Below are 15,876 nucleotides of genomic sequence, written 5' to 3'. Positions count from 1 at the left end.
CTACGTCTCGGTAGCTTTCTTCGGAGCCACCACGGGGTGATGTTTCACGTGAAACACGGCCGGGCCGAGCGTGGCGACCAGGGTGTCAGCGAACCGTGGTGAGCTCCGGGTCCTCGCGGAGCTTGCCCAGCGCCCGGGAGACGGCGCTCTTGACCGTGCCGACCGAAACGCCCAGGAGCTCGGCGGTCTGCACCTCGCTGAGGTCCTCGTAGTAGCGCAGTACGACCATGGCCCGCTGCCGGTCGGGCAGCCGTGTCACCGCGCGCCACATCGCGTCCCGCAGGGCCTGCGCCTCCGCGGGGTCGGCGGCCGGGGCGTCCTCGGTCTCGGGGAGCTCGTCGCAGCAGAACTCGTCCACCTTGCGCTTGCGCCACTGGGAGGTGCGGGTGTTGACCAGGGCCCGCCGGACGTAGCCGTCCAGCGCGCGGTGGTCCTCGATGCGGTCCCAGGCCATGTACGTCTTGGCCAGGGCCGTCTGGAGCAGGTCCTCGGCGTCGCACGGGTTGGCGGTGAGGGAGCGCGCCGTGCGCATCAGGACCGTGCCGCGGGTCCGGACGTACGCCGAGAACGACGGGTACGGCGTCGGGTTCGAGGCGAGCGTGCACACAGGCGTGGTCATGTGTCCACGCTAGGAGCGCCCGCCCGTCATGGGATCGGCCGCAAGTGCCGAAGCGGGGTCCGTCTCAGGTTGTAGGAGTGGGGAAGACCCCACCTCCTGAAGGTGGAGGAGGTGGGGCCCAACCGGCACGAATCCGTCAGACCCGAGCGTCGAGCCGTCGGCGGTGGCTTCGGACGGTCGGCCTCCAACGGCGGCTTCCGGCCGTCAGCCGTCGGCTCCCAGGATCAGCCCGGAGGTCGGGACCCCCGTACCGGCCGTGACGAGTACGTGCTCCGCCCCCGCCACCTGGTTCACCGAGGTGCCGCGCAGCTGGCGGACGGCCTCGGCGATGCCGTTCATCCCGTGCAGGTACGCCTCCCCGAGCTGGCCGCCGTGGGTGTTGATCGGCAGCGCGTCCGCGGCCACGAAATCGGCGGCCTCGCCGGGCTTGCAGAAGCCGAACTCCTCCAGCTGCATCAGCACGAAGGGGGTGAAGTGGTCGTAGAGGATCCCGACGTCGATGTCCGAGGGCCGCAGTCCGCTGGTGCGCCACAGCTGGCGCGCGACCACGTCCATCTCCGGCAGCCCGGTCAGGTCGTCGCGGTAGAAGGAGGTCATGCCCTCCTGCCGGCGTCCGGCGCCCTGCGCGGCGGCGGTGATCACCGCGGGCGCGTGCCGCAGGTCCCGGGCCCGCTCGGGCGTGGTCACGACGATGGCCTGTCCGCCGTCGGTCTCCTGGCAGCAGTCCAGCAGCCGCAACGGCTCGACGATCCAACGCGACGCGGCGTGGTCGGCGAGGGTGATGGGCTTGCCGTGGAAGTAGGCGGCGGGGTTGTTCGCGGCGTGCCGGCGGTCGGTCACCGCGACGTGCCCGAAGGCCTCGGGTGTGAGGTTGTAGGCGTGCAGGTAGCGCTGGGCGGTCATGGCCACCCAGGAGGCGGGGGTCAGCAGCCCCCAGGGCAGCGACCAGCCGAGCGCGGCGCCCTCCGCCGAGGGTTCGCGCTGCTGGACGCCGGAGCCGAAGCGACGTCCGGAGCGCTCGTTGAAGGCCCGGTAGCAGACCACGACCTCGGCGACCCCGGTGGCGACGGCGAGGGCGGCCTGCTGGACGGTGGCGCAGGCCGCGCCGCCGCCGTAATGGATGCGGGAGAAGAAGGACAGGTCCCCGATGCCGGCCGCCTGCGCGACGGTGATCTCGGGGCTGGTGTCCATCGTGAAGGTGACCATGCCGTCGACGTCTGCGGAGGTGAGCCCGGCGTCGTCGAGGGCGTTCCGTACGGCCTCGACGGCGAGCTTGAGCTCACTGCGGCCCGAGTCCTTGGAGAACTCGGTCGCTCCGATGCCGGCGATGGCGGCCTTGCCACCGAGCTCGTCGCGGGTGCGGACGCTCATGCCGGCACCTCCGCGGTGACCGTCCCCGACACGTGGTGCCCGATGCCGTTGGCTCCGAGGACTCGGATCTCGACGGTGTTCCCGGAGACGGCGGTTACGGTGCCCGTGAGGGTCATCGTGTCCCCCGGGTAGTTGGGGGCGCCGAGGCGGATGGCGACCTTGCGCAGGACGGCCCGCGGCCCGAGGTGGTCGGTGACGTACCGGCCGACCAGGCCGTTCGTGGTCAGGATGTTCATGAAGATGTCCGGGGAGCCCTTCTCCTGGGCCAGCGCCGCGTCGTGGTGCACGTCCTGGTAGTCGCGGGAGGCGATCGCGCCCGCGACGATCAGGGTGCGGGTGACCGGGATCTCCAGCGGTGGCAGTTCCTCGCCGACTCTCATGGCGACGGTTCCCATGGCTCAGCCCTCCTGCGCCAGCACGGCGCCCAGTTCGGCCAGCAGCTCGCTGCCGCAGCCCAGGTACGCGTCCAGCTGGCGCCCCCAGAGGAAGTGCCGGTGGACGGGGTGGTCCAGGTCGGCGCCCATGCCGCCGTGCAGGTGCTGGCCCGCGTGCACGACGCGTTTGCCCGCCTCCGAGGCCCACCAGGCCGCCGTCAGCGCGTGTTCGCGCGCCGGAAGGCCCTGGTCGACGCGCCAGGCCGCCTCGTACGCGGTGACCCGGATCGCCTCGGTGTCCATGTGGGCGTCGGCCGCGCGCAGCAGGACCGCCTGGTTGGTGGAGAGCGGACGGCCGAACTGCTCGCGGGTGGAGGTGTACTCCACGGCCCGGGCGAGCGAGCCCGCGCAGACGCCCGCCTGGAGCCCGGCGAAGGCCGTCCGGGCGGCGGCGAGGGTCGCTTCGTACGCGTCCTCGTCCCCGAGGCGCTCTCCCTCGGCCCCGGTCAACGTCAGCCGGCCCGCCGACCAGGGGGCGGTGGTCTCCACCGGTGAGGTGCTCACCCCGGGCGCGTCCGTCGGTACGAGCCACAGGGCCCGGTCCGCGTCCGGGACCAGTACGTGGGTGGCATCGCGCAACCAGGGCACGGCCGGGGCGGTACCGGTGAGCCGCCCGTCCTCGGAGGTGATCCGACCGCGCGCCGGGAAGGCACCGGTGGCGACGGCCTCGCCGGTCCCGAGGGCGGGGAGCAGGCGGGCGCGCTGCTCGGCGGTGCCGTGCGCGGCCACCGGGAGGATCCCGTACGCGCAGGTGGCGGCGTAGGGGACCTGTGCGGTGGTGCGGCCCTGCTCCTCCAGGATCAGGACCAGTCCGAGCAGGCCGACCTCCTCGACGGCGGCGGCCATCCCGGCCGTGGTGAGGGCCTTCCAGAGCTCGGCGTCGCTGCCGGTGCCGGCGGCACCGAGGCGTTCGTGGGTGGCGAGGTCGCCGAATATCCGGGCGGCGAGGCCGGCCGCGGCGGCCTGTTCCTCGGTGGGGTGGAAGTCCATCAGCCTTCACTCCCGCGGAAGACGGGGAGTTCGAGGCCGTCGTCGACGCGCAGGAACTCCAGCCGGACGGGCATTCCGATGCGGACCTTGTCGTACGGGACGCCGGTGATGTTGCTGATCATCCGGACCCCTTCGGCGAGCTCGACGAGCGCGACCGCGTACGGAGGGTCGAAGGCAGGGAAGGGCGGGTGGTGCATGACCACGTACGAGAAGACGGTCCCGGAGCCGGAGGCCTCGACGGTGTCCCAGTCCTGGCTCGCGCAGACGTTGCAGCCGGGCAGCCAAGGGAAGCGGAGGGTCTCGCAGGAGGTGCAGCGCTGGATCAGGAGCCGGTGCTCCGCGACCCCGTCCCAGAAGCCCTGGTTGTCGCGGTTGATCACCGGCCGGGGGCGCAGGGCCGGGGCCTTCTTCTTCGCCCGGGTGCCGGCGGGCGCGTACTTGAGGATCCGGAAGCGGTGGGTGCCCGCGGGTTCCCCGTTCGCGTGGACGTCCATGCGCGTGGTCACGAAGTGACCGGTGCCCAGCTTGGTCGTCTTGCGCGGGGACACGGACTCGATGACCGCGTCGAAGGTGATGGCGTCCCCGGGGCGCAGCGGGCGCAGGTACTCCTGCTCGCAGTCGGTGGCGACCACCGAGGTGAAGCCGGCGCCGTCGAGGAGGGCGAAGAGGTCGTCGTAGCAGGAGGAGCGGTCCGAGTGGCCGGAGAGCCCGCCCATGGTCCAGGCCTGGAGCATGGTGGGCGGCGCGATGGCGTCCGGGCCGGTGTAGGCCGGATTGGCGTCTCCCATCGCCTCGCACCAGTGGCGGATCATCGGCTCGTTGACCGCGTCCTTGCCCCGGCCCGCGGTGGCGGCCGGCTGCCCTTCGAAGGCCGCCAGCAGCGCGTGGAACCGGGCTGCCTCCCCGTCCGTGTCGGCCGCCTGCGCCGTCATCGCTTCCTCCCCTTCATGCCGAGCCGCATCATGGCGACGATCTCCCGCTGTACCTCACTGACTCCGCCGCCGAAGGTGTTGATCTGCGCGGCGCGGTTCATCCGCTCCAGCTCGCCGCCCGCGAAGGCCTCGGGACCGCGTACGAGCGCCTCCTCGCCCACCACTTCCTGGCACATCCGGTACACCTCGACGGTGGACTCGGTGCCGAGGAACTTCACTCCGCTGGCGTCGCCGGGGGCGAGGGTGCCCGCCCCCACGTCCTGGACGAGGCGCCAGTTCAGGAGGCGTACGGCGGCCAGTCGCGCGTGCGCCTCGGCGAGCCGGGACTGCACCCAGGGCAGGTCCGCGGGCCTCTCGCCGGTGACCGGGTCGGGGGTGCGGGCGTGGTCGAGCGCGTACGTGTAGAAGTCCTCTGCCTGCATGCCGATGGCGGCGAGGGCCACGCGCTCGTGGTTGAGCTGGTTGGTGATCAGACCCCAGCCGCCGTGCTCGGGGCCGACGAGGTTGCCGGCGGGCACGCGGACGGAGTCGTAGTACGTCGCCGTGGTGGTGAGCCCCCCGACCGTCTCGATGGGGGTCCAGGAGAACCCCGGGTCGCCGGTGGGCACCAGGATGATCGAGATGCCCTTGTGCTTGGGGGCGTCGGGGTCGGTGCGGCAGGCGAGCCAGATCCAGTCCGCGTTCTGGGCGTTGGAGGTGAAGATCTTCTGCCCGTCGATCACCCAGTCGTCGCCGTCGCGGACGGCCCGGGTGCGCAGCGAGGCGAGGTCGGTGCCCGCCTCCGGCTCGGAGTAGCCGATGGCGAAGACGATCTCGCCCTTGAGGATGCGGGGCAGGAAGTACTCCTTCTGCTCCTGGGTCCCGTACTTCATCAGGGTCGGACCGACGGTGTTGAGCGTGACCATGGAGACGGGCGCGCCGGCCCGGTAGGCCTCGTCGAAGAAGACGAACTGCTCGTCGGGGCCCCGGCCCTGGCCTCCGTATTCGGCGGGCCAGCCGAGTCCGAGCAGGTCGTCGGCGCCGATGCGGCGCAGCAGTGCGCGCTGGCGGGCCGGGTCCTCCGGGACCCCGTCCGGCAGCAGGTCCTGGAAGTACTCACGCAGTTCGGCGCGGAGCCGCAACTGGCCTTCGGTCGGGGCGAGGTGCACGGCGCTGGCCTCCCGGCATCACAACATCGAGTGAACCTGACTGTCCGTCAGATTCACTGTCGGTGTCAAGGTCGGGAGGCGAGCCGCTCCGGCACGCACGGGAAGGCACACACGGGAAGGCACACGCGGGAAGGCGCACGCGAGGGCGCCCGCACTACCGGACCCCAGCCGGTCCGGTCGTACGGGCGCCCTCAACAGTCGGTGCGGCTCAGGCCACGGCTACCACCAGGGGTGGAAGTCGACCGCCACGTTGGACTGGTGGATCGCGGTGAAGGCCGAGCCGTTGACCTGCGCGGTGTTGTTCTGGTTGGACGCTCCGGAGCCGGTGGCCACCTGCTGCGAGGTGGAGGAGTTGCCGTTGTTGTCACCACCGACGCCGCTGCCGACGATGCCGGCGACGCTCGCATTCGATCCGTCGTTCGCGAGGGCGCCGTTGTCGGCCGATGCCACGCCGCCGAAGAGGGCGACGGCGAGCGGAAGAGCGGCGACGGCGGCGATGGCGCGGGCGGTACGGATGCTTGCCATGTGTGAATCCTCCAGAAAACCGAAGTGGGCTTTATTCCAAGGCAGTTGGCCGACCGCCTCGGTCGTTCCGTGTGGTGACGACGTCGCGAGACCAGAGTTGCCCACCGAATCCCCGGCGAACCACCCCGGAGTCTGCGATTCCCCCGCAAGCATGACCAACTCCGGATAAACCCAATTCACGCCCCCTGCGCCGCAGGTCAGCACCCCGGAACCTGCCGAAACCCTTGCCGCACAAGGGATGAAGCGTTCAGCCAAAAAAGCCCGCCCGGACATGCCGAAAAGGGCCGCGTCGCCCGGGAACCCCACCGTCTCCCGGCCCTGCGGCCCTGCAATACCAAGATTCACGCCCCCTGCACGCCCCCGGCGCCCGCCGGGGTGACTGCGCCGTACGGGATACCTCTCTACGCCGCGAGCGCGAGCCCGTCACGAGCCGCGGGGGCGTCAGACGCCGCAGCGGGTACGGCGGCGGATGTGGCTGCGGATGCGGCAGACGTGGCAGATGCGGCAGCGGGTGCGAACGTGGCAGCGCGTGCGACAGCAAAGGCGGCACCCAAGGCAGCGGCGGTGGTGGATCGGCGGACGGACGGGGACTTGCCGTGCGCCTCGGCGCGGATCCGCTGCTTGATGGTCGGCGGGAGCGAACCGCCCCGCATCATCTCCCGCCAGCTCCGCGGGGCCTGGACACCCGCCCGGCGCACGGTGCCGAGCTTGGTGGCCGGGGCGGCGGGAGCGGCAGCGGAGGCGAGGGCCGGGGCGGTCTTGCCGACGAGCCCGAGGGAGGCGAGGAGCGCCACGAGGGCGGCGAGGACGGAAGTCCAGATCGACGAGATGACACTGCGCTGAGCCATGACGGGTTCCCTCATTTCGCGATGTTCCGACGGGCGGATCTGCATACATTCGTCATGATGCGGATGCAACCGCACGACTCCCACCACGCACGCCGATCTTCTGACAAACACCACCCAAAAGGCGCAAAGCCCTCTCTCGTGCCCCGCGAACACCCGGAAAACCGCTCGCGCACCCCGCCCCGCACCCCGAACAATCCGGGCCATGGGAACGGACATGTTCGGGTACGTAGAGGCCCGGTGGGACCGCTGGTGGGACGAGGACGACCGCGAGTGGCACATGGCGATCGACACCATGCACCTGTACAACGGCCGCTCCTACCTGGCCTTCGGGTGCCTCTTCGGCGTACGCGACAACACCTTCCGCCCCCTCGCCGCGGACCGCGGCCTGCCCCCGGACGCCTCGGAGGAGGTCCGCGCCCAGTTCGGCGACGGGCGTTACGGCGACTCCTGGATCACCTGGGCGGAGCTCTCCGCAACGGACTGGGACGAGCCCGCGACCGAGGTCGACGACTGCGTCCTCGAATACCGCCGCGATGCCGAGGGCGCCTGGGAGATGTACGGGCGCAACACGAACCTCACCCGCTTCGCCGAGCTGTCCGGCATCACCGACCCGCGCGCCCTGCACCGCGCGGGCCGCAGCCACCCCGAGGGCACGGAGTGGCACGACGGCGACCGCCTCTTCCGCATCGGCCGCCTACGCCGCAAGGACGCCGTGGACAGCGAATGGGAGCCCATCTGGTCGGTCATGCGCACCTTGGCCGCCATCCACGGCGACGATGCCGTCCGCTTGGTCGCCGGCTTCGGCTGAGCCCGGCGTGCTGCCGTGCACGGCTCTGACCAGGTATCCAGAGCCGAGCAGGATGAGTAGGCGTACTCAGGTGGCGGTCCCCGGCAGCTTCGAGACTGGGCGCAGGTCGAACGAAGCGGAACGGAACGGGGAACGTCATGGTGCGGCGCTGGTCGAAGCCCGAGATGTGGGTGCCCGGTGGATACCTGGCCCTGGTGGTCGCGATGTTGGTCTACGTCGCGGTCGGCGGCCGGACGGGCGACATCGGGCTCTTCGGAGTCTGGCCGATCCTCGCCACGGCACCGGTCAGCCTCCTCCTGCTGAGCACCTTCGGACCCGCCGCAGGCGCCTTGGACGAGTCGGCCCCGGTCATGGGGCCCACCTACGAAGGCTCTCAGCCGCCTCCCGAGCCGCTGCCCACGGAGTTCGTACCGGAGTCCGCCCCGTACCCCTCGGACTGGGTGGCACCGGACACGTCCGTCGAACCCAACCTCGACATGTGGTCCGAATTCGGCTTCTACGGCGCGGTCCTGGTCAGCGCCCTGGTCAACGCCGCGGCGATCTGGGCCCTGCTCCGCTACGTGTCGCGGCGGCGCGACGCCGGGAGTGCGCAGGTCTAGCACCGTGCCCCTGGCCCACAGACGGCCCATACGCTCCGGTCGACACCGGGATACGGGTGCATCAAGGTGAGACCGGACGAGCGGAGAGGGCGGGCACCCCGATCGGGTGCCCGCCCTCTGACCTGCTATTTCTCTGACCTGGCGGTGGGTGTGGGATTTGAACCCACGGTGACTCGCGCCACGACGGTTTTCAAGACCGTTCCCTTAGGCCGCTCGGGCAACCCACCCTCGCCCCTGCCGATCAGCGGCGGAGCGGGCACCAGAGTACCGGCTGTCAGGGGTGTAGGGGGCTGCGTTATCGGCGGGGGGCGGTCCCGGGCCGGGCGGGTCCGCCGGTCAGGACGTCTGGGCCTTGTCGTAGGCCGCCTTGGCCTCGTTGCCGAAGTACGGGCCGTACATGCGGTTCGGCAGGAAGTTGTAGCCGAAGCTGTTCACCGAGACCTGCGTGCCCAGGCCGGTGGCCTCGTTGAAGTCCTGGAACCAGGGGCCGCCGCTGGAGCCGCCGGTCATGTTGCAGGACAGGCTGTGGTCCTTGGTGAGCAGGAAGTCCTTGCCGCTGTTGCCGCTGCAGTAGACCAGCTTCGTGCCGTCGTACGGGGCGGCCGCGGGGAAGCCGAACGAGTACATCTTCTTGTTGTAGCCGCCGTTGAAGAGGATGCCCTGGGCTCCGACGACCTGGCTGAGCGTCTGGCCGTTCTGCGGGGCGACCACCGCAAGGCCGACGTCCATGTTCATGTCCTCGCTCGCGGCCCACTGGTCGGTGGCGAAGGTCTTGGTGGCCGACCACTGGCCGTAGGGCGCATTGCCGTTGTTGTACGCGGGGACGAAGACCCAGTTCGTGTGCCAGGCGCCCTGGTACTTCACGCAGTGGCCGGCCGTGATGACCGTGCTGCCGTTGGCGCTGGTGATCGAGTCACCCGAGCAGGAGGCGGTCCGGTCTCCCATGGTGAAGAAGACCCGGCCGGAGGTCTTCACGACCGCGCCGCCACCCGTCCAGGCGCCGCCCGCCTGCGGGAATGCCGTGGGCGATGCCGCGGACGAGGCGGAGGCCGCGGTCGGGGCGATGCTCGTAGGGGCGGCCGAGGTGGCGACGGGGGTGCGGGCCCTGCCGGGGGCCGCCGTGATGTCCAGCGCAGTGGCCGCCCGCATCCGTTCGGCGGTCCAGAAGCCCTCGGTGTGCTGCTGGCGGAAGGACGCGGGACCCTCAGCCGCGACGGAGGGGGTGGCGACCGTCAGGACGCCCGCGATGAGGGCGCCCGTCGAGAGCAGGATGGATAAGGCCGTTCGATGACGATTCACGCATGACTCCTTCTGCCGTGCCCGAGGGCGGGGTGGCCGCCGGGGCAGGGTGGGGGTGAAGAGCGGTCGGTGCGGATCGGTTGTTCGAGTTGCCGGGAGGAGGGTGGCACGGGCGGGTCGCAATGTCAGCGGGCAGTCGGAACGTTCGGTCGGTTCCGGCCAGAAATGGCCAACTCCCCTCCGTTACACGGTGAGGAGCACCCCTCCGTACGAGACGCCGGCGACCACCAGCCATGCCCCGAGCCCCAGGACGGCGGCCCGCCCGCCGGTCCGGGCCAGCGTCGGCAGGTGCACCGCGGTCCCCAGGCCGAACAGGGCCGCAGCGAGCAGGGCCTCCTGCGCCGTGTGCGCCCAGTCCAGCGCCGCCTCCGGCAGCACGCCGGTCGCACGCAGCGCTGCCGCCGCCAGGAAACCGGCCACGAACAGCGGCACCGGAGCTGGCCTGCGCCCCGAGGACGTACGCACCCCACGCCGCCGGGCCCGTACGGAGAAGGCCACGGCCGCCACCAGCGGTGCGAGCAGTGCCACCCGCATCAGCTTGACCAGCACCGCCTCGCCGAGGGCGCCCGGACCTGCGGTCTGTGCGGTGGCCACCACCTGGCCGACGTCGTGGACGCTCGCGCCGACCCACCTGCCGAAGGCGGGGTCCGAGAGCCCCAACGGCCCCTGGAGCAGGGGCAGGACAGCGATCGCGAGGGTCCCGCACAGGGTGACCAGGGCCACCGAGGCGGCCACGTCCTCCTCGTCGCTGCCCGACACCTCGCTCACCGCTCCGATCGCCGAGGCCCCGCAGATCGAGTAACCGGTGGCGATCAACAACGGCTGGTCACCCGGGAGTCCGAGGCGCCGGCCCAGCCAGAGCGTGCCGAAGAAGGTGGCCGCGACCACCCCGGCCACCATCGCGACGGTCCCCCAGCCCAGCCTCAGCACCTGGTCGAGGCCCAGGCCGAGCCCGAGCAGGACGATGCCGATGCGCATGAGGCGACGACCGGCCAGGGACAGGCCCGGGCGGGCGGTGCCGCGTGCGAAGGACCGCAGCCCGGGGAGATGGGCCACCGCGATGCCCAACACCACGGACGCGGTCAGCATGGGCACGGCGGGCAGAAGCCGGTGCACGCACCATGCCGCCGACGCTCCGCCCGCAGCCATCGCCAACCCGGGCCAGGAGGTGGACGTTTCACGTGAAACATGCCCGACCGCCACCCGCTGAGGACGGTGAAGGAGGGCCATCAGTCGACCGGGAGCTGGTAGACGCGGCGGATGCTGGTGCCCAGTCGGGACACGTCCGCTCCGTACACGTGCAGGGATATCGCCTTCGTGGCACAGGAGTTGCGCACCTTGTGGATGTCACCGGGCGGCGCGAACCCGCAGACCTCGCCCTGTACGTTGACCACGTCCTCGGTGGCCACCAGTCGCGCGGGACCGGCGCCCGGCGCCAGCCGGAAGCGGCGCTCGCTCTCCTCGCCCTGGTGCACCCCGGCCACGCACCACGACACGTGGTCGTGGATACAGGTCTCCTGACCGGGCAGCCACACCAGCGCCACCACCGAGAAGCTGCCGTCGGACTCTGCGTGCAGGATGTGCTGCCGGTACCGCTCCGGGTCGCCCTCGCACTGCGCGGGCGTCAGCAGATCGGGGGCGCCCAGATGCGGGGCCACTCGCTCGCCGACCAGGTAGGCGGTCAGGTCCGGGGCCAGCCCCCGCTCGACGACCGTGCGGATCTCGCTGACGAGGGCGGCCATCCTCATGGTGGTGCGGGCCGGCGTGGTGGTGGTCATGCTGGCAGCGTCCTGCCGCCGATCCATCACGTCCAACGACAGTTCCGACCCGAAATCCCAAGCGCTGCTTATGGGTTGGGCGAGGTCGGGTCAGCAGCCCACGCGGTTCGCCGCCACCTGCTTGAGTGCGTCGAGGACCACGGCCGTCGCCGGGATGCGCAGGTGGTCCCGGTACACGTAGGCGGAGATGTGGCGGCGTGCGGCCGGCTCCAGCGCCCGCCCGCAGACCTTGCTGAGCGAGAGGGACGGCAGGACCAGCGCGGGCATCATCGCCACGCCCAGGCCCTGCGCGACCAGGCTCTGCACCACCAGGTTGTCGTCGGTCGCGAAGCGGACGTCCGGTACGAAGCCCAGCTCCGCGCACTCGTGCAGCAGGTTGGCCCGGCAGCGCGGACAGCCGGCGATCCACCGCTCCTCGGCGAGGTCGGCCAGGTGCACGGCCCTGCGCCGGGCCAGCGGATGGCCGGTGGGGAGCAACACGGTCAGCTGGTCCTCCAGCAGCCTGACCTCGGTCACCTCCTCCGGGATCTCCTCGTGCAGCCCGGGATAGGTGAAGGCCAGGGTGATGTCGCACTCCCCGCGCTCCAGTCGGCGCAGCGACTCAGGGGGCTCCCCCTCCAGCAGTTCGACCTGCACGCCCGGGTGGTCCTTGGCCAGCCCGCTCAGGGCCTCCGGGACCAGGGTGGCGTTGGCGCTGGGGAAGCCGCAGAGCCGTACGCGCCCGGTGCGCAGACGCGCGTACGCCTTCAGCTGGGCCTCGGCGGCGGACAGGCTGCCGAGGATCGTCTCCGCGTGCCGGGACAGGGACTCGCCGGCCTCGGTGAGCTGCATCCTGCGGCCGACGCGGGTGAACAGCGGGGTTCCGACGGCGCGTTCCAGCGCCTTCATCTGCTGGGTGATGGCGGGCTGGGTGTACCCCAGGACGCGCGCGGCCGCCGAATAGGAACCGGAGGCGACCACTTGGTGGAACGTCCGTATGTGCCGGGAATCGAACACCAGCGAAGCATAAGCGGACGTTGGGAGGGGCCGTAGCCGGAATTCCGCCTACGGCCCCTCTCCATCAGGCCCATCAGACCTGAGAAGCACAGCAGGCCCAGGAGATCCATCGGGCCGCTGCCGCGGCTGCGACAGCGGGCCCTCCGGCCTACTTGTCGCCGACCCGCGACCCGAGCGTGATGTCCACCGTGGTCGGCTTGCCGCCGCGCAGGTAGGTGAGCTTCACGGTGTCGCCGGGCTTGTACGTCCAGATCATGCTGATCAGGGTCGGACCGCTGTCGACGGGCTTGCCGCCGAACGCGGTGATGATGTCGCCGGGCTTGAGGCCCGCCTTGCCGGCGGGGCCGTTCGGGTCCACCAGTTCGTTGGCGGCCGCGCCCTGCTCGGAGATCTTGGCGCCCTCGGCCTTGGCCTGAAGGTCCACGGAGACCGAGATCACCGGGTAGACCGGCTTGCCCGTCTTGATCAGGGACTCGGCGACGTTCTTCGCCTGGTTGATCGGGATGGCGAAGCCGAGGCCGATGGAACCGGCCTGGCCGCCGCCGAAGCCGCCGTTGCCGGCCGACTGGATGGCGGAGTTGATGCCGATGACGGCGCCGCGCCCGTCGAGCAGCGGACCGCCGGAGTTGCCCGGGTTGATCGAGGCGTCGGTCTGGAGCGCGCTCATGTACGAGTTCTTGCCGCCGGAGCCGTCACCGGAGGCGACGGGACGGTTCTTGGCGCTGACGATGCCGGTGGTGACCGTGTTCGACAGACCGAAGGGGGCGCCGATCGCGATGGTCGGGTCGCCGACCGCGACGTTCTCGGAGTCGCCGAGGGCAAGCGGCTTGAGGCCGGCCGGCGGGTTCTTCAGCTTGAGGACGGCCACGTCGTAGCCCTGGGCCCGGCCGACGACCTCGGCCTCGTACTTCTTGCCGTCGGAGAAGGTCGCGGAGAGCTTGCCGCCGTTGGCGGCGGAGGCCACCACGTGGTTGTTCGTGAGGATGTGGCCCTGCTGGTCGTAGACGAAGCCGGTGCCGGTACCGCCCTCGCCGTCGCCGGCCGAGGCCTCGATGGTGACGACGCTCGGCAGCGCGGCGGCGGCCAGGCCCGCGATCGAACCGGCCTCGCGCTTGACGTCCTTCGGGGTGTTGCCTGCGGAGATCGTGGTCGAGCCGGTGCCGTTGTTGCTGCGGTCCGCGGCCCAGTAGCCGACGCCGCCGCCGATGCCGCCCGCGATGAGGGCCGCCACGAGCACGCCCGCGATCAGGCCGCCCCTGCCCTTGGGCTTGCCCTGCGGGGCGCCGTCCGCCATCGGGGGAGCACCCCAGCCGCCGTGGCCGCCCTGGCCGCCGCCCATGCCGTACGCAGGCACGGCCGGCGGCGCCGGCGGCCAGACCTCGGCGCCGTGCGCGGCCGGGGCGGGGGCGGCGGGGGCCTGCTCGTAGCCCGGCGCGGGGGTCGCGGGGGCCTGGCCGTAGCCGGGGGCGGGGTGCGACGGGGCCTCGGCCGGCGGGGTGGGCGGAAGCTGCTGGGTGTGCTCGGTGCCCGGCGCCGGGGCGGTGGGCGGAAGCTGCTGGGTCACCGGCTCGGCGGCGGGCACGGCCGCGGAAGTCTCCGGGACGGGCTCGGTGGCCGGGGCCGCCGGCGGCGCGTCGGCGGGCCGCGGGGCCGCCGCGGACTCCGCCGCCTGGGTCTCGGAGGCCTGAGCAGGTGGTGCGGACGGCGCCGCGGGCTGCTTGGGGGCCGCGGTGCCCTCGTTCTCGGTGCTCACAGCGCTCTCTCCTCGTCACACACGGCTTCAGAAATCTTCGGCACATCTCGTGTCAGTCGGTCCGACTGAACGTTCGACTGGCCACACAAGTTCCTGGGCAAAGCCTTTCCCATCACCCGTCAGAGCACTGTAAGCCGGACCTGTGCGTCTCTCCCCATTCTTTATATCCGACATTTTCGACACATTCGCAGGACTGGACCTCGACGCCGGGGGCTCCCGCGGTGGCACCATGACCCGGTGACCCACGCAACGCCGCACCCCATCCAGGTCGTCGCCCACCGGGGAGCCTCGGAGGACGCGCCCGAGCACACGCTGGCCGCCTACCGCAGGGCCATCGACGACGGCGCGGACGCCCTCGAATGCGACGTCCGGCTGACCGCCGACGGCCATCTGGTCCTGGTGCACGACCGCCGGGTGAACCGCACCTCCAACGGCCGCGGCGCCGTCTCCGCCCTGGAGCTCGCCGACCTCGCCGCCCTCGACTTCGGCTCCTGGAAGGACCGAGAGGAGTCCCCCGACTGGGACGCGGACCCCGAGCGGACCTCCGTCCTCACCCTGGAGCGGCTCCTGGAACTCGTTTCCGACGCCGGCCGGCCCGTCCAGCTGGCGATCGAGACGAAACACCCGACCCGCTGGGCCGGACAGGTGGAGGAGCGCCTCCTCTTCCTCCTGAAGCGCTTCGGCCTGGACACCCCACCCTTGGAGGGGCCGCACCCGGTCCGCGTCATGAGCTTCTCGGCACGCTCCCTGCACCGGGTGAGGGCGGCGGCCCCGACGATCCCGACCGTGTACCTGATGCAGTTCATCTCGCCCCGCATGCGGGACGGGCGGCTGCCGGTCGGCGTCCACATCGCGGGGCCGGGGATGCGGATCGTACGCAACCACCCCGGCTACATCCGCAAGCTGCAGAACGCGGGCCACTCCGTACACGTATGGACCGTGAACGATCCCGAAGACGTTCAGCTCTGCGCTGATCTCGGCGTGGAAGCAATCATCACGAACAGACCCCGTCAGGTTCTGTCCCAACTGGGCCGCTGACGTCCCCATTTGCCCACTCGCCACCCACACCCCATTCGTAACAGGGTGTGCACCGGCGCATCCGCTCCGCATTCGGCCGGTGCGAATGCGTCAGAGGGCCCCGCGCCGGCGGTTTCCGGTCCAGGCCATTGGGGCATCCAGACCATGCGTGGGGCTAAGGAGGTTCCGGGGGTGGCGTTGGTGGTGGCACAGGAAGTGCCCACGTCGTCGTACATGGATGTACGCCATGGTCCTGCGGGCGTGGGCGAGGCGAGACACCGGATGCGTGAGCAACTGCGCATCAGCGGGGTGTCCGAATCGGTCGTGGACGATGCCGTACTGATCCTTTCCGAACTGCTCAGCAACGCATGCCGACACGGCAGGCCGCTGGGCGCTCGGGAAGTCGGGGACGGGGAGATACGCGCCGCATGGCGCTTCGACACAGCGGGGCGACTGACGGTCGAGGTCACGGACGGGGGCGGTCCCACTCGCCCCGTTCCGGCCACGCCCTCGGTCACCGCGCGCGGCGGCCGGGGGCTGAACATCATCAGCGCCCTCGCCCAGGACTGGGGTGTCCGGGACGGAGCGGCGGGTGAGGTCACCGTGTGGGTGATCGTTGCCTGCGGGCCCCGGCACGAGGATTTCGCTACGCGCGTTGCGGCCCCGGCGATCGACTTCGGCACCGCCTTCGACGATCTCGATCTCTGAAGGCGGCACACGGCACGACGCACAGCGCGACATACGACATACGACACGACA

Annotated in this window: 16 protein-coding genes, 1 tRNA gene and 1 pseudogene; 4 read left to right on the top strand and 14 right to left on the bottom strand. The window is 71.3% G+C overall.

What is annotated here, in order from left to right; all coding sequences use genetic code 11:
- Positions 1-85: 85 nt before the first annotated feature.
- From ACFYYJ_RS02705 to ACFYYJ_RS02670, 8 genes are all read right to left on the bottom strand, one after another.
- Complete coding sequence (locus tag ACFYYJ_RS02705; RefSeq protein WP_385125657.1) at positions 86-619, bottom strand: SigE family RNA polymerase sigma factor; 534 nt, start codon at positions 617-619, stop codon at positions 86-88.
- A 204-nt stretch (positions 620-823) separates the two neighbouring features.
- On the bottom strand, positions 824-1,990 hold the full coding sequence (locus ACFYYJ_RS02700; protein WP_389127881.1) for a lipid-transfer protein: 1,167 nt from the start codon (positions 1,988-1,990) through the stop codon (positions 824-826).
- Positions 1,987-2,370: a MaoC family dehydratase gene (locus tag ACFYYJ_RS02695; protein WP_384587591.1), complete on the bottom strand. Its 384-nt coding sequence runs from the start codon at positions 2,368-2,370 to the stop codon at positions 1,987-1,989. The genes ACFYYJ_RS02700 and ACFYYJ_RS02695 overlap by 4 nt, the downstream gene beginning before the upstream one ends.
- An 18-nt stretch (positions 2,371-2,388) precedes the next feature.
- Complete coding sequence (locus ACFYYJ_RS02690) at positions 2,389-3,414, bottom strand: acyl-CoA dehydrogenase family protein (RefSeq protein WP_389127879.1); 1,026 nt, start codon at positions 3,412-3,414, stop codon at positions 2,389-2,391.
- Complete coding sequence (locus ACFYYJ_RS02685; protein WP_385357480.1) at positions 3,414-4,346, bottom strand: bifunctional MaoC family dehydratase N-terminal/OB-fold nucleic acid binding domain-containing protein; 933 nt, start codon at positions 4,344-4,346, stop codon at positions 3,414-3,416. The genes ACFYYJ_RS02690 and ACFYYJ_RS02685 overlap by 1 nt, the downstream gene beginning before the upstream one ends.
- Entirely contained in the window at positions 4,343-5,494 is a 1,152-nt protein-coding gene (locus tag ACFYYJ_RS02680; RefSeq protein ID WP_385357482.1) for an acyl-CoA dehydrogenase family protein, read from the bottom strand. The genes ACFYYJ_RS02685 and ACFYYJ_RS02680 overlap by 4 nt, the downstream gene beginning before the upstream one ends.
- 219 nt (positions 5,495-5,713) lie before the next feature.
- Complete coding sequence (locus ACFYYJ_RS02675; protein ID WP_385125663.1) at positions 5,714-6,019, bottom strand: hypothetical protein; 306 nt, start codon at positions 6,017-6,019, stop codon at positions 5,714-5,716.
- Between the two features lie 401 nt (positions 6,020-6,420).
- On the bottom strand, positions 6,421-6,867 hold the full coding sequence (locus ACFYYJ_RS02670) for a DUF6344 domain-containing protein (RefSeq protein ID WP_389127876.1): 447 nt from the start codon (positions 6,865-6,867) through the stop codon (positions 6,421-6,423).
- A 202-nt stretch (positions 6,868-7,069) separates the two neighbouring features.
- Here ACFYYJ_RS02670 and ACFYYJ_RS02665 point away from each other — a divergent pair, with 202 nt between their 5' ends.
- Both ACFYYJ_RS02665 and ACFYYJ_RS02660 read left to right on the top strand, forming a co-directional pair.
- Positions 7,070-7,675, top strand: coding sequence for a hypothetical protein (locus ACFYYJ_RS02665; protein ID WP_389127874.1), 606 nt, complete (start codon positions 7,070-7,072; stop codon positions 7,673-7,675).
- 137 nt (positions 7,676-7,812) lie between these two features.
- Positions 7,813-8,274 carry an SCO4225 family membrane protein gene (locus ACFYYJ_RS02660; protein ID WP_389127872.1) on the top strand — a complete coding sequence of 154 codons (462 nt, stop codon included), beginning with the start codon at positions 7,813-7,815 and terminating at the stop codon, positions 8,272-8,274.
- Between the two features lie 139 nt (positions 8,275-8,413).
- Here ACFYYJ_RS02660 and ACFYYJ_RS02655 read toward each other — a convergent pair.
- The 6 genes from ACFYYJ_RS02655 to ACFYYJ_RS02630 all read right to left on the bottom strand — a co-directional run bounded on the left by ACFYYJ_RS02655 (position 8,414) and on the right by ACFYYJ_RS02630 (position 14,100).
- Positions 8,414-8,501 (bottom strand) — tRNA-Ser (locus tag ACFYYJ_RS02655).
- A 109-nt stretch (positions 8,502-8,610) separates the two neighbouring features.
- A complete protein-coding gene (locus ACFYYJ_RS02650; protein ID WP_389127870.1) occupies positions 8,611-9,573 on the bottom strand; it encodes a trypsin-like serine peptidase in 963 nt (320 codons plus the stop codon).
- A 183-nt stretch (positions 9,574-9,756) separates the two neighbouring features.
- Positions 9,757-10,803: a YeiH family protein gene (locus ACFYYJ_RS02645; RefSeq protein WP_389127868.1), complete on the bottom strand. Its 1,047-nt coding sequence runs from the start codon at positions 10,801-10,803 to the stop codon at positions 9,757-9,759.
- A complete protein-coding gene (locus ACFYYJ_RS02640) occupies positions 10,803-11,351 on the bottom strand; it encodes a cysteine dioxygenase (protein WP_389127866.1) in 549 nt (182 codons plus the stop codon). Before ACFYYJ_RS02640 ends, ACFYYJ_RS02645 begins: the two co-directional genes overlap by 1 nt.
- A 90-nt stretch (positions 11,352-11,441) precedes the next feature.
- Positions 11,442-12,347 carry a LysR family transcriptional regulator gene (locus ACFYYJ_RS02635; RefSeq protein ID WP_384587505.1) on the bottom strand — a complete coding sequence of 302 codons (906 nt, stop codon included), beginning with the start codon at positions 12,345-12,347 and terminating at the stop codon, positions 11,442-11,444.
- 148 nt (positions 12,348-12,495) lie between these two features.
- Positions 12,496-14,100: a trypsin-like peptidase domain-containing protein gene (locus ACFYYJ_RS02630; RefSeq protein WP_389127864.1), complete on the bottom strand. Its 1,605-nt coding sequence runs from the start codon at positions 14,098-14,100 to the stop codon at positions 12,496-12,498.
- Positions 14,101-14,337: 237 nt separating this feature from the next.
- Between ACFYYJ_RS02630 and ACFYYJ_RS02625 the strand changes: the two genes are divergently transcribed.
- Positions 14,338-15,138 carry a glycerophosphodiester phosphodiesterase gene (locus ACFYYJ_RS02625; RefSeq protein WP_385125677.1) on the top strand — a complete coding sequence of 267 codons (801 nt, stop codon included), beginning with the start codon at positions 14,338-14,340 and terminating at the stop codon, positions 15,136-15,138.
- Between the two features lie 85 nt (positions 15,139-15,223).
- Positions 15,224-15,825: pseudogene (locus tag ACFYYJ_RS02620) on the top strand (ATP-binding protein).
- The last annotated feature ends 51 nt before the right edge of the window (positions 15,826-15,876 follow it).

Origin of the sequence: Streptomyces sp. NPDC002467 (assembly GCF_042889825.1) — a bacterium.
GTDB lineage: Bacteria > Actinomycetota > Actinomycetes > Streptomycetales > Streptomycetaceae > Streptomyces.
Note: the sequence above shows the minus strand (reverse complement) of the source record. Positions and strands in the feature narration are given on the sequence as shown.